Genomic DNA, 12,942 nt, shown 5'->3' with positions numbered 1-12,942 from the left:
CGCTGGGACGTTCGGCGAATCCGCTGCCTGGTGATCACACGGGGCGTTCAGCGTGGCAAGATGTCGCGGATGAGCATGCGGACCCGGAACAACGTCGTCGTCACCGGCCGGGAAGACGGGCCGGTGCTGCTGCTCGCGCACGGATTCGGCTGTGACCAGAATCTGTGGCGCCTCGTCGTCCCCACCTTCGCGCAGCAGTACCGCGTGGTGCTGTTTGACCACACCGGCGCCGGGCGGTCGGACCTGTCCGCCTGGACGCCCGAACGGTACGGCACCCTCGACGGCTACGCCGACGACATCCTCGCCCTGTGTCACGAACTCGACCTGACCGATGTCGTGCTCGTCGGGCACTCGGTCAGCGCGATGATCGCCGTCCTGGCCACCAACCGCGAGCCGGACCGGTTCGCGAAACTGGTGCTGCTCACGCCGTCCCCCTGCTACATCGACGACGACGGCTACCGCGGCGGCTTCAGCCGCGCCGACATCGACGAGCTGCTCGAAGCGCTGGAAGCGAACTACCTCGGCTGGTCAGCGGCGATGGCACCGGTGATCATGGGCAACCCGGATCGCCCGGAACTGGGCGAAGAGCTGACCAACAGCTTCTGCCGCACCGACCCCGCGATCGCCCGGGTCTTCGCGCGCGCCACGTTCCTCTCCGACAACCGCGACGACCTGGCCGAAGTCCGCGTGCCGACGCTCGTCCTCCAGTGCTCCGACGACGCCATCGCGCCGCCCGAGGTCGGACAGTTCACCCACGAGCAGATCGCCGGCAGCGTGCTTGTGACGCTCGACGCGACCGGGCACTGCCCCCAGCTCAGCGCACCCGAAGCCACTACCGCCGCGATCACCGACTTCGTGGCCAGCCCGTGATCCGCGAAGCGGGAGAAAGCGCCGACCACGGCAGTGACGCCGATCCCGCGTTCTCTGCTCTGCTCGAAGACAGCGCCGAGGACCTCTACGAGAACGCCCCCTGCGGTTTCGTCTCGACCTTGCTGGACGGCACGATCGCCAAGATCAACGCCACGCTGCTGGACTGGCTGGGGCGCACCAGTGAAGAGTTGGTCGGCCGGCAGCGGTTCTCTGACCTGCTCACCGTCGGCGGCCGCCTTTACCACGAGACGCATTTCGCGCCGCTCTTGCGGATGCAAGGTGATCTCGGCGGCATCGCTGTCGAGATGAAGACGGCGGATGGCAGGCGGCTGCCGGTGCTGGTGACGTCGAAGGTCAAGACCAGTCCGGACGGTGAGGCTCAGCTGATCCGCACCACGGTGTTCGACGCGCGCGATCGGCGTGCCTACGAGCAGGAGCTGCTACGGGCCCGCAATGTGGCCGAGCGCGAACGCGACCAGGTGGGCCGGCTGGCGAAGACCCTGCAGCAGACGTTGCTGCCGCCGACCTTGCCGGACGTGCCCGGCATGCAGGTGGCGGCCTACTACCACCCGGCGTCGGAAGACCAAGTCGGCGGCGACTTCTACGACCTGTTCCCGCTGACCGGCGACACGTGGGGCTTCTTCCTCGGCGACGTATCCGGCAAAGGCGCTGCCGCGGCCGTCGTGACGTCACTGGCGCGTTACACGCTGCGAGCGGCCGCGGTCCACGACCCGGACCCGGTCGCCGCGTTGCAGACGCTCAACACCGTCCTGCACCAGGAATTCCAAGGCCCCGACCCGCGGTTCTGCACCGTCCTGCACGGCCACGTCCGGCCGCACGACGGCACCGGCGCCACTGTGACCCTAGCCGGGGGCGGCCACCCGCCCGCCTTGCTCATCCGCGCCGACGGTACGCCCTCGTTCCTGGAAGCCCGGGGTGGGCAGCTGGTGGGTGCCCTGCCCGTCGCCCGGTTCGTCGCGGTCACCGCCGTGCTGCAGCCCGGTGACACCGTGCTCCTGTACACCGACGGGCTGACGGAAGCTCGCACTCTCGGCCGCCGCCGCTACAGCGAAGAACAGCTGCATGCGGACCTCACCGGCCTGGCACCGACCACCGCGCCCGCCGTGATCCATGCTGTCACCGAGCTTCTGGCCGGCTTCGGGGACGGCGTCGAAGACGACACCGCACTGCTCGCGATGAGCGTCCCGCTTCAATCGTGACCCGCTTCAACCGTGGCCCGCTGCGATCAGTGCTGCTGCAGGTAGACGTGGAGGGTGGTGCCGCAGTCGCCGGTGTACATGCGGGGACGCAGCACAGGCGCAACTGCTCAGTTGCGAGAGTCAGCGGCAATGTTCGGGTTTTCGAGTTCGTTGATTCGCCATTGGACGCGTTCGGCGTCAGCATTGCGGCCTGACTGCCGATATAGCGCCAGAACTTCCTGCCACGCGTTGGGGCTTGGGTGTGCTGGCCGAGGATGGCGTAGGTGTGGCGGAGATGGTCGGGAGTTCGTTGTCGAGCGCGCGGGTTGGGCGAAGGGCTCCTGGAAATAGTGTGGACCGCCCCGGTGCAGTGGCCGATGTGGTGCTTGATGAGGCCCAGGCCGTCCAGAGTGCTGGCCTCGCCGGCGGAGTCCTCGTGCCGCGGTGCAGGGTGACGCCTTGCAGACAGTGGTTGCGGGCAGCGTCGTAGTCGCCGCCGTCGGGTCGAGCCACTGGTGCAGGACTTCGCCGCCCTCACTGAGCGGTCTCGCGCTGCTGTCACCCGCGCCGGTCACTCAGCCGCCCAGCGACACCCGACATGCTCGACACTACTTTCCCTGTCGCTGACCTCCCGCCGTCGGTGCCCTGGAGCGCGGCCGCTTCGGCCACCGAAGGTGGGCGGATCATCGCGCCCGGATACCGTCCAGCAGGCGGCCGCGGTGCCCCGGCGCAGTCGCGAGTTCGACGCCCACCCATCCGAGCGCGAGCGCACCGTCCCGCACGGCCAGGTCCGCACCGGCGCTCGTGCCATAGCGCGCGAACTCCGGTGTATGGTGCGCGGCACCGCCGACGGGGTAGCCGATGGTCGGCTGAATCGTCGGCAGGACATGGGAAACGTTGCCGATGTCCGTCGACGCGACGGGTTCTCCGTGGCGTTCGACGACGGTCCGGCCCAGCGATCGCGCTGCCGTCAGGTAGGCGGACGTCATGAACGCGTCCTGCCGCAGCTCGGCGTAATCACTGCCGCGCGGGCGGATGTCCAGCTCCGCGCCCGTCGCGACCGAACCCGCCTCGAACGCCGCGTGCACCCGTGGGAGGACTGCGTGCAGCTGTTCCAGCGTCCGGGCGCGGACCTCGTACCTCGCCGCGGCGCGGGCCGGGATGACGTTGCTGGCATGGCCTCCGTCGGTGACGATCCCGTGGACGAGCACCCCGGGCGGAAGCTGCTGCCGGAGCAGGCCAAGGGCATTGTGCGCCAAGGTGATCGCGTCGAGTGCGTTCACCCCTTCCCATGGTGCGGTGGCGGCGTGGGAAGGGGTGCCAGTAAAGGTGATGTCCCACGATGCGGCGGCCAATGACGACGCGCCGACGCTGTCCTCCCCGGCCGCGTGGACCATCATCGCGGCTGCAACGTGGTCGAACACCCCTGCCGCGAGCAGCAGCGCCTTCCCCGCGTAGTCCTCCTCGGCGGGCGTGCCGAGCAGTGTGACAGTGAGGCCGAGTTCGTCGGCGACTGTACCGAGTGCGATGGCCGCGCCGACTGACGCCGCGCCGTTGACGTTGTGGCCGCAGGCGTGTCCGATGCCGGGCAACGCGTCGTATTCCGCGCATACGCCGATGTTCAGCTGCCCCGTGCCTCGCGTCGCGACCAAGGCCGTCGGCAGGCCGGCCGCGCCGCGCGTCACGTCGAAGCCGGCGAGCTCGAGCAGATCCGCGATCTTGCGGGCGGAACGGTGCTCGGCGAATGCGGTCTCGGGCTCGGCGTGGAGGCTATGGCTCAGCTCGACTAGCCGGTCGGCCCATCTGTCCACTATGGACTGAAGTTGGCGGTTCACGGTTTCTCCTCTCAGGTCAGTGGCGGGGCCGCGGGCACGGCGTCGTCCGTGCAGCGGGCGCTGCGGTAGCCGAGTGCGACCGCGACACCGGCGGCGGCGAGTGCGGCACACGTGCCCCACGACCACAGGTAGCCGGACAGTTCGACGTCTCCGGTGTGCTCCAACGGATGTGCGGCGAACAGTGCGCCGATAACCGCGGATCCGATGGCCGCGCCGATCGAGAGAGACAGCTCGTTGAGGCCGGCGGCGAGCGCCGTGTCTTCGGTTGCGACGGCCTCCACCGACAACGTGCGAGTAATCGCTTCGGTGAGCCCGTCGGCGAATCCGACGGTCAGAGCGCCGATCAGGTATTCGCCGAGCGAGTCGTGCAGCACGCACAGCAAAGCGAAACCGGCCACGGCCAGCACGCCTGCGGTGATCAGCACTGCGCGGTCGCCGAGGCGCCCGGCGAGCCGCCGGGTGAGCGTCGAACCGGCAAAGCCTGTGAGCACCATCGCCAAGGAGATCATCGCGATCGTCTGCGGCCCCAGTCCGGCGCCGTAGCCGGTATCCACTGTGGACGTGCCAAGGAACGTCGCGTTCGCGCCAAGGAATCCGATTGTCCCGAACGACACGCAGAATGTCGTCGCACAGACTACGGCGAGGCGCCGGTTGGCGAACATCCGGACGTCGACGAGCGGGTGCGCCGACCGGGCCTCGACGATCATCCACAGCGCCAGTAGCACGCCGCCGCCCGCTGCTGTGCCGAGCGCCGCCGGGGAGCCCCAACCCCACTCAGGCCCCTGTGCGACGGCGAGGACGATGCCGATCAGCGCACCGGTGAGCAGGACGGCCGCCCCGGCGTTGAAACGGCCGCCGCGTTCAGTGTCGCTGTCGGGAACCACCAGCCCGGCGACCATAGCCAAACACGCCACCGGAACCGCGACCCACAGCCCGGCTTCGGCGTGGCTTTCACTGAGTACCCCGGCGACGAGTCCACCGAGCCCGATCGCCACCAGCAGCCCGCCGACGAGCAGGCCGATCCCGAAGCGGTTGTGCCGCGGAGCACGCGACCGAAGGATCGCGATCAGCAAGGGCAGGAAACCGACGACAGCGCCCTGCATGGCCACGCCGGCCATGAGCGTGGCGGAACTCGGCACAGCGGCCATGAGCAGCGAGCCTGCGGCGACGAGAGCGAGGCACCAGCGCAGGAGACGGCGGTGGCCGTAGAGGTCGCCGAGCCGGGACAGCAGTGGCGTGAGCACCGCCGCGGCCAGCTGGGACAGGAGATAGACGTTGTTCTGGCCGGTGGTGTCGATATGGAGGTCGAGGCCGAGCGCGGGCAGCAGCGGCGGCAGGTATCCCTGCACGACACCGCTGCACACCTCGACGGACACCATCGCGGTCAGCATCGTCCCGACCGATGTCGGGCGGATCCTCGTGGTCATGGCCACCTCGCTGTGGGAAAGCACGATCGCGTGTTGCGGATACTGTGCGAGGCTCAGCCCATGGCAACTCTGAATTCGCGAGAATCGGCCGTCCAGCGGGCATCAGTGCTTGAATCGGTCACCGAGCTGGACCTGGCCCTGGTCCACGCCCTCCAGGTGCGGCCTAGAGCGGCCTGGGCTGAGCTCGCCGGACCGCTCGGCGCGACGGCGAGCACGCTGGCGCGACGGTGGGCGCGGCTGTCCGGCGCCGGGCTCGCCTGGGTCGCCGCGGTGCCGGGGCGCGACTCGTCGCTGGGCATCTGCAGCGCGTTCGCCACGATCCGCTGCCGGCCCGGTGCCCGCGACCGCGTCACGGCATGGCTCGTCGAACGGCCGGAGGTCGTCACGATCGAGACGACGCTGGGCAGCACCGACCTGCTGTGCGACGTGTTCGCGTCCGATCTGCGCGAGCTCGGCCGGGTCCTCACCGAGGAGCTGGATCAGGTCGAGGGCATCGTGTCGACGGAGGCCATCCTGATCACGTCGGTGTACTTCGAGGGCACGCGGTGGCGGCTGCGGTCGCTGGACGCGACGCAGGTGGCCGCGCTCGCACACGAGCGGTCGATGCCGGTGCCGCAACCGGTCGGGCTCGACGCCGTCGATCACGCGCTGCTGGACGAACTGGTACGCGACGGCCGCCTGGCGTGGGTCGAGCTCGCGCACCGGGCGGGTGTCAGCACTGCCACGGTGCGGCGCCGCATCACGCGGCTGAGCACCGCCGGGGTGGTCGCTTTCCGTTGCGACGTCGCACATTCCCTTGCCGGACGGCCGATCCCGGTGTCGCTGCTGGGCAGTGCTCCGGCGTCGGGGCTGGACTCAATCTGCCGCGGGCTCGCGGCCTTGCCAGAATGCCGGCTGGTCGCCGCTGTAACGGGCCGGGCGAACATCTTCGCGACTCTGTGGGTCCGCAATCCGGCCGATGCCCAACGCTTGGAAGCCGCGATCAGTGAACGCGTCCCGGCGATGTCGCTCAGGGACCGGATCGTGGGGCTGCGCACGGAGAAACGGATGGGGCACCTGCTGGGCGAGGAAGGCCGTCGGGTGGGGGTGCGGCCGATATCCCCGTGGTAACAGCGTCGCACCTCACGCCCAGGCCGCCGGGTCATACAGCGCGTTCTCCAGCTCGAGGAGGATGCCGGCGCTGGCAGCCAGCGGGGACCCGGCGATGGATAGGCCCTCGGTGACCAGGTTCGGAAGTGTCAAGCTGGGCTAGGGGTGGTCACTCCGAGCGTCGCGCCTCAGAAGGTTTTGGAGTGGCCGATTTCCGGGCATGGTTGTCGCCGTCGGCAACGTCGCCCGAACGCGTGGGGATGTCTCCGATTCCCTGGCGTCACGGAGCGATGGCGTCGTCGGCGAGAAGAGCAGGGAGGGTTTGCGACACTCTCGGGTCCCAACGGCAGCGGCGTGGCTGAGGAGGCATGAAGGCCGTCGAGGGCCATGGCGACGGGGCGGCGCCAGGCATCGGGGGCAGCGGTGCTCGTCGTGCGGGTGAGGTGGGCGTTGAGCCGGAAGATGTCGGGGGATGCGCCAGTGCCGTCGTGTGCCCAGGGCCAGTCCGGCACCACGTCGGTGCTGGAGCCCCGTTTGTAGCCGGCTGCACTGGTAACGCAACGACGGGCGCTTTGCCGGATTCGTGGGCTCTGCGGATTTCGTGACGCGTGTTGCGGCCATCGCGAGGAGTGTGAGCGCCCGAGCGCGGCCATGACGATCCCGACGATCACTGGGGCCACGACGCCGAGCGAGGAGCCGAGTGTTGTTGCGCCGAGCCAGGTGCCGAGGGCGGTGCCGCCGTTGAAGGCCGAGGCGGAGAGTGCTGCGGCGAGGGTGGGGGTGAGGCGGACGGCGAGTCCGGTGCCGACGGGTGGGATGCCCATGCCTGCGATGCCGAGCAGGAAGATCGGCATCTGGTCCTGACCAGATGCCGTCAAAGCCCGGTCCAGCGTGCCCTGGTCGAAACCGGTCGAGGCTGACGAGGATCGCGAACATCGCCCGACGGCCGCCGCACCAGCAAGGCAGGGACGAACCGGTGGCTGCGACGCGGGCCACCGTCGTTGCGCGGGGCGCTGCGTGGCAATCGGGTGGATCTCCCGGCTCGATCGCCATGCCTGAGCCCACGACACATGCCGCTCGACCTGACCGCTGGTCGGCCAAACGCCGGACCAGCGGCAGGTGCGGACGTTCCCAACGGCGACGCGGCGCCAAGGTCCAGCGGTATCTCCGGGGGCTGTCACCGCCGCCTGCCCGGAGCGGCGCTGTCAGGCGGCGAAGACAGTGCGGGCGACGGATTCGTCGCCGTCGATCTCGGCCAGGTCGAGGGCGCAGACGTTCCGGGCAGATCGGGTAACGCCGAACCGCGCGTTCAGGCCGGCCGTGCGGCGTGGTCGTGGATATGGGCGATCACGGCGTCCAGGCCGGCTTCGAGGGCGTCGGTGGTGTGCTGGGCTTGCGCGAGCACCAGGCCGCCCTGCACCGCCGCCAGCAGCGCGAGGGACAGCGCGGTGGCGTCGGTCTCCGGCCGCAGGGTGCCGTTGTCGACCATCGCGGTCAGGCCGGTGCGAATCGCCTCGGACCACGCGGTGAAGCTGGCGGCCAGAGCGTTGCGCGCCCACGGATGGCCGTCGGACAGTTCGCTGGACAGGCTGCCCAGCGGACAACCCCCGGCCCCGTTCTGCCGGCGGGCGGCGTCGACCACCACCTCGCGCCAGGACCGCAGTGCCTCGACGCTGTCGAGCCTGGCCAGCAACGGCGCCTGGTGAGACAGGATCGCCTCGGACTGGAACGCGATGACCGCGCGGGTGAGGTCGTCCTTGTCGGCGAAGTAGTGATAGATCTGCGACGAGCTGACCCCGGCGGCATCGCGGACCGCGGGGGTGCTGGTGCCCACCACGCCGTGGCGGTACATGAGATCGGCCGCGGCCGCGACGATCCGCTCGCGCGTCGCGCGCCCCTTCCGCGTACTGGGCGCCTCTTGCGACGCCGCGCGTGTCGACACGAACCCCTCCAAGACTGGACTTGACTATCCAATCCTACCGCTCTTAGATTGGATAGGCAGATCCAATCCATGGAGGAGCAGCGAGTGAGTGCTGAGTTGACAACGGTGCTGATCACGGGTGGAACGTCGGGCATCGGCCGGGCGACCGCGCACCTGTTCGGCAAACGCGGGGCCACGGTGATCGTCACCGGCCGCGACGAGGCCCGGGGACAGGAGGTCGCCGCCGAGACCGGCGGGCGCTTCATCCGCGCCGATCTCACCGCACCCGCGGATGTGCGTCGCCTGGCCGCCGAGGCCGGTGAGGTGGACGTGCTGGTCAACAACGCCGGCTACTGGGAGTTGGGCCCGACCGCTGAGACCACCAAGGCGGGCTTCGAGGCGATGGTCGCGGTGAACGTCCAGGCCCCGTTCTTCCTCACTGCGGCGCTGGCTCCGCCGATGGCCGCACGGGGGCGTGGGGCCATCGTGAACGTCTCCACCATGGTCGCCGCCCGGGGCGCCGCGGGTATGGCTGCGTACGGTGCGAGCAAGGCGGCGCTGGAGGCGTTGACCCGCTCGTGGGCGGCCGAGTTCGGTCCGGCCGGTGTCCGCGTCAACGCGGTCGCGCTCGGACCCAGCCGCACGGAGGTCACGCAGGGCATGGGCGACCTGCTCGACACTCTCGCGGCGGCCAGTCCGCTGGGCCGGGCGAACGAACCCGACGAGGTCGCCCGCGTCATCGCCTACCTCGCCGGCGAGGAGGCCCGGCCGATCACCGGCGCCGTTCTCGCCGTGGACGCGGGCCGGGTCGCCACGCTCTGACCGTCCGCTCGTCCCGGTCCGTCCACAGTCGACACATTCGAGGGGAACATCATGATTCTGGTTACCGGCGCGACCGGCACGGTCGGATCGGAAGCCGTGCGGCTGCTGTCCGCGGGGCACCAGCCCACCCGGGCGTTGGTCCGTGACCCGTCCCGGGTGGCGCACCGCGATGACCTCGCCGACGAGATCGAGATCGTCATCGGCGATTTCGACCGGCCGGACACGCTGGACGTGGCCCTGGACGGCATCGACACCGTCATTCTGGTGAGCCCGGCCGTGCCGGCCCAGGAGATCGCGGTCATCGACAGCGCCGTCCGGCAGGGCGTGACCCACGTCGTCAAGATCACCAGCAAGGCGTCGGCCGATTCCCCGGTCGACCGACGGCGGGGGCAGGCGCGGATCGAGGCACACCTGGCGGCCACCGGCCTGACCTCCACCCTGCTGCGGCCCAACGCGTACCTGCAGAATCTGCTCGCCCTGGCACCGGTGGTCCAGCAGACCCGGGGTTTCGCGATGTCGGCCGGCGAGGGGCAGGTCGGCATGGTCGACGGCCGGGATGTCGCCGCCGCCGCGACCGCGGTCGCCACCTCGCCGGACGCGCACGCGGGCCGCACCTACTGGCTGACCGGCCCCGACCTGATCACATACACCGACGTCGCGAAAGAACTCTCCGCCACGCTGGGACACGCGATCGAGTACCGCCGGCTTCGCCCGGACGAGCATCGGGCCGCGATGATCCGGGCCGGTGTTCCCGAGGCCGTGGCAACCTCGAACGCCCAGGCGTTCGGGCTGATCGCCGACGGCGACGCGGCCTGGCTGACCAGCGACGTGGCGACACTCACCGGCATCGCGCCGCGGAGCCTGCGCACCTTCATCACCGAGCACGCCGCGGCCTTCGCCTGAACCGCGACGGCGGCGGTGAGATCCACCAATCCGGGGAACGGCACAAGGTTCTGGCTTCTCCTCGGCCCGTCGCAGGCGTTCGGGCCTGAGCTGATCAGGCAACTGCTCGCCCTGACAAACCGGTCATATAGATTTACTACCATGGCTGTACGGCGGCACCGGCGACAACAAGCGCGAGGTCGCACCGGGGGGTCGGCAGTGTTGATGTTGGGCGTGAACCTCTTGGGAGTAAATGGGTGTGGGAGCTGGGACCGGCATGGGCGACGAGTGGTGAGTTGATCTGGGGGTGTCAGCAGGCCTAGACCACTCCTTGATATAGTAAGATTAACTGACTTACTCGTGGTTGGACGGACGATTCCGGCGATGGGAAGCGTGGCTGCCACGCAACGCGGGCTTTCAAACGAGGGGTGAGGCATGAACGACGACGTCGAGCAGAGTGATCCGGTGGCCCTGCTGGAAGGTCAGGTGTGGGCGCTGGCCGCCGTGGTCGCGACTTTGCGGGAGGCCGGGACGGACTCGTTGGAGGAGGCTCTCGCGGCGGACCCGGCGCGTACCGCGGTGCTGGAGGCAGCCGGCGTGGTGCGACGGGACGGGGACAGGGTTACCGCCGCCCCCGTGTTGCAGTTCGGCCCCACCTCCTCCAGCATGGCGTCCGCCCGGCTCAGCTCGATGCGGCAGGCGGTCGCCGCCGCCGCCGGCGAGGCCGTGACGGGGTGGGACGCGCAGAGCGACGACGTACTGATCGATCAGGGACGCGCCTCCGCGGGCACCGGGCACGCGCTCGCCACCCGTCTCGTTCCCTCTCTGCGGGGACTCGCAGAGAGGCTCGCCACCCCGGGCAGCCGCATTCTGGACATCGGCAGCGGGACCGCGGCGCTCGCCCTCGCGCTGGCCCAGAACCTGCCGCACGTCCACGTGACCGGGATTGACAGCCTGGCGCGGGCGATCCGGCTGGCCCGCCGGGAACTGGACAAGGCAGGACCCGGATCCGCCGACCGAGTCGAGGTGCGGCATCAGGACGTCGTCGATGTGCGCGAACGGGATCTCTACGATCTGATCTGGCTGCCCGCGCCGTTCCTCTCCGACGCCGTGTTGAGCGCCTGTCTTCCGCACGTGGCGGCCGCCCTCACCCACGGAGGATGGCTGGTGGCCGGCACCAACCCGGCACCGCGCGAGCCGCTGCTCGCGGCCGTCGCCGACTGGACCGCGGCACGCAACGGCGGCAGCGCGCTGACCTCCCGGCGGATGAGCCAGGCGCTGGGCGACCTCGGATTCCGGGACCTGCGCCAGATCCCCACGGTGCGAGGCGGCCCGGTACTCGTCGCCGGCCGCCGCCCGGACCGCGCCGCGTCCGCGTCGTAACCGCGCGGCCGAGCGGCAACCGGCGCCCTGCCGCGTTCCAGGTGAAGCGGGTGCAGTCGTCCACGTCCCGGCCGCTCATCACCGAGCCGAGCAGGCGGTGCTGCCGCTGGCTTGAACACCGAGAATCGACTGTCGCGATGCCCCGCAGCGCATCGCGACTCCCGCCACCGGCGACCCGTTGAACACCTCGAGCACCGCGGTGAGCATGCCCGGACTTCGGCGGAACCGAATGACGAGGAAAGCGGCCGCGTTCCCGCCGGGCAGGCGCCGCGGTTCGACGCACGGTCCTGCCGGTGTGTGGTGCGGTGGGCTGATTGCGGCGAAGCGGTCACATGCGTGCGGACAGGCCTGCCCGGACCAGGAGTTCCTCGAAAACGGCCGCAGGGGAGGGCATTGCTCGGATCGAGTCGGACGCCGCCTGGGCGGCGGCGCGGTAGGCAGGGTCCGACAGGACGGTCCGCACCGCCCAGCCTGCTTCGGCGGGGTCCTCGATGGCGATGCCCGCGCCGCTTTTGGCGACCAGCTGGGCGTTCCACGGCTGGTCAGCCAATACCGGCCGCAGCACGGTGGGCAGCCCGCCGGCGAGCGTCGCCAGAACGGTGCCGAGCCCGGCGGTGCCCACGACCGCCTCGACCGTGGGCAGGAGCCGGGCGAGCGGTACGAAGCCCACCTGGTGGACCCGTGGATCCTCCGGGAGCGTGCCGGGATCCACCGTGACCGCCACCTCGTATCCGGCGTCGGTGACCGAGGCGACCAGACCGGCCAGCAGTTCCGGCTCTCGGACGGTGGTGCCCGCGGTTACGAGCACAAGCGGTGTTCCGCTCGCCGGCCGCGGCCGCGCGCCCTCGTCGTGTTCTCCTCGGTGTGCGACAGGGCGTACCGCAATGCTGTCCGGCGGTTTCTGCTCACCGGTCGTGCGCAGCGCGTCCGGCAGCGGGTCGATGAGCGCGAGGCGCTCGCGGGGACGCACCCCGCGGGCGGTGTGCTGGGTATCGGCTCGTTCCCGCATGGCCTCGGCGAGCGGTGCGGGCAGTGGTGCTGTGGCAGTGAGGGCCGCCCAGGGGATGTCGAGCGCGGAGGCGACCATCGGACCGACGAAGTCGAGCGCCTCACACACCATCAGCGCGGGGGCGAACCGGCGGGCCTGGGTCAGTGCCTCGTCGTAGGTGAGGTCGACCCGTGCCCCGGCGAAGTGCTCGACGGCGGCTTCGCCCGGATGCCTGGCGTCCCCACCACCGGTACGCCGTTCTGTTTCCGCGAGGATGGCGGAGCCCTCGGGTCCGGCGAGCAGCAGGGTTCGGTCGCCGAGGTGGCGGGCCATGTCCGGGGCGGACAGAAAGGCCGTCTCGTGGCCGGCGCCGGCTGCGGCGTCGGCCAGCGGAAGCAGTGGAAGCAGGTGCCCTGCCGAGGGGACGGAGCTGAACAGGATTCTCACTCTCCGGCGCCCCTTTCCCTCATCACCGGCCGGGTCCCGATGGCGACCGGCCGCGCTTTTCCTACCTCTGCAAGATGTC

The 12,942-nt window shown here is 70.3% G+C and carries 11 protein-coding genes; 6 read left to right on the top strand and 5 right to left on the bottom strand.

Annotated features, from left to right (window positions below):
• Positions 1–69 precede the first annotated feature (69 nt).
• Entirely contained in the window at positions 70–870 is an 801-nt protein-coding gene (locus OG371_RS04365) for an alpha/beta fold hydrolase (protein ID WP_329065757.1), read from the top strand.
• The gene (locus OG371_RS04360) at positions 867–2,090 is read left to right on the top strand and encodes a PP2C family protein-serine/threonine phosphatase (RefSeq protein ID WP_329065755.1); all 1,224 of its coding nucleotides are present in this window, start codon (positions 867–869) and stop codon (positions 2,088–2,090) included. The genes OG371_RS04365 and OG371_RS04360 overlap by 4 nt, the downstream gene beginning before the upstream one ends.
• Positions 2,091–2,752: 662 nt before the next feature.
• On the opposite strand, the gene OG371_RS04355 is transcribed toward OG371_RS04360, so the two are convergent.
• Both OG371_RS04355 and OG371_RS04350 read right to left on the bottom strand, forming a co-directional pair.
• The gene (locus tag OG371_RS04355; RefSeq protein ID WP_329065751.1) at positions 2,753–3,904 is read right to left on the bottom strand and encodes an amidohydrolase; all 1,152 of its coding nucleotides are present in this window, start codon (positions 3,902–3,904) and stop codon (positions 2,753–2,755) included.
• An 11-nt stretch (positions 3,905–3,915) separates the two neighbouring features.
• Entirely contained in the window at positions 3,916–5,331 is a 1,416-nt protein-coding gene (locus OG371_RS04350; RefSeq protein WP_329065750.1) for an MFS transporter, read from the bottom strand.
• A gap of 60 nt (positions 5,332–5,391) precedes the next feature.
• Here OG371_RS04350 and OG371_RS04345 point away from each other — a divergent pair, with 60 nt between their 5' ends.
• Entirely contained in the window at positions 5,392–6,441 is a 1,050-nt protein-coding gene (locus tag OG371_RS04345) for an Lrp/AsnC family transcriptional regulator (RefSeq protein ID WP_329065748.1), read from the top strand.
• Positions 6,442–6,608: 167 nt separating this feature from the next.
• On the opposite strand, the gene OG371_RS04340 is transcribed toward OG371_RS04345, so the two are convergent.
• Together OG371_RS04340 and OG371_RS04335 are read right to left on the bottom strand one after the other, a co-directional pair.
• Positions 6,609–7,274, bottom strand: a complete 666-nt coding sequence (locus OG371_RS04340; protein ID WP_329065746.1) for a hypothetical protein — start codon at positions 7,272–7,274, stop codon at positions 6,609–6,611.
• A gap of 455 nt (positions 7,275–7,729) precedes the next feature.
• Positions 7,730–8,362 carry a TetR/AcrR family transcriptional regulator gene (locus tag OG371_RS04335; RefSeq protein WP_329065745.1) on the bottom strand — a complete coding sequence of 211 codons (633 nt, stop codon included), beginning with the start codon at positions 8,360–8,362 and terminating at the stop codon, positions 7,730–7,732.
• A gap of 84 nt (positions 8,363–8,446) precedes the next feature.
• Between OG371_RS04335 and OG371_RS04330 the strand changes: the two genes are divergently transcribed.
• The 3 genes from OG371_RS04330 to OG371_RS04320 all read left to right on the top strand — a co-directional run bounded on the left by OG371_RS04330 (position 8,447) and on the right by OG371_RS04320 (position 11,428).
• Positions 8,447–9,163, top strand: coding sequence for an SDR family NAD(P)-dependent oxidoreductase (locus OG371_RS04330; protein WP_329065743.1), 717 nt, complete (start codon positions 8,447–8,449; stop codon positions 9,161–9,163).
• 51 nt (positions 9,164–9,214) lie between these two features.
• Positions 9,215–10,066 (top strand): NmrA family NAD(P)-binding protein, encoded by an 852-nt coding sequence (locus OG371_RS04325; RefSeq protein ID WP_329065741.1) that lies wholly within the window; start codon positions 9,215–9,217, stop codon positions 10,064–10,066.
• Positions 10,067–10,480: 414 nt separating this feature from the next.
• Positions 10,481–11,428, top strand: coding sequence for an SAM-dependent methyltransferase (locus tag OG371_RS04320; protein ID WP_329065739.1), 948 nt, complete (start codon positions 10,481–10,483; stop codon positions 11,426–11,428).
• A 328-nt stretch (positions 11,429–11,756) separates the two neighbouring features.
• Here the strand turns inward: OG371_RS04320 and OG371_RS04315 are convergent, their stop codons facing one another.
• Positions 11,757–12,863: a glycosyltransferase gene (locus OG371_RS04315; protein ID WP_329065737.1), complete on the bottom strand. Its 1,107-nt coding sequence runs from the start codon at positions 12,861–12,863 to the stop codon at positions 11,757–11,759.
• Positions 12,864–12,942: the final 79 nt, after the last annotated feature.

Origin of the sequence: Amycolatopsis sp. NBC_01480 (assembly GCF_036227205.1) — a bacterium.
In the GTDB taxonomy this organism is placed as follows: Bacteria; Actinomycetota; Actinomycetes; order Mycobacteriales; family Pseudonocardiaceae; genus Amycolatopsis.
The sequence above is the reverse complement of the archived record's forward strand: the minus strand, read 5'-3'. Positions and strand labels throughout refer to the sequence as shown.

Excerpts from the sequence above, each read along its gene's own strand:
- OG371_RS04365 (WP_329065757.1), top strand. The coding sequence starts at position 70 with ATGAGCATGCGGACCCGGAACAACGTCGTCGTCACCGGCCGGGAAGAC.
- OG371_RS04345 (WP_329065748.1), top strand. The coding sequence starts at position 5,392 with ATGGCAACTCTGAATTCGCGAGAATCGGCCGTCCAGCGGGCATCAGTG.
- OG371_RS04320 (WP_329065739.1), top strand. The coding sequence starts at position 10,481 with ATGAACGACGACGTCGAGCAGAGTGATCCGGTGGCCCTGCTGGAAGGT.
- OG371_RS04340 (WP_329065746.1), bottom strand. The coding sequence starts at position 7,274 with ATGCCGATCTTCCTGCTCGGCATCGCAGGCATGGGCATCCCACCCGTC.
- OG371_RS04325 (WP_329065741.1), top strand. The coding sequence starts at position 9,215 with ATGATTCTGGTTACCGGCGCGACCGGCACGGTCGGATCGGAAGCCGTG.
- OG371_RS04350 (WP_329065750.1), bottom strand. The coding sequence starts at position 5,331 with ATGACCACGAGGATCCGCCCGACATCGGTCGGGACGATGCTGACCGCG.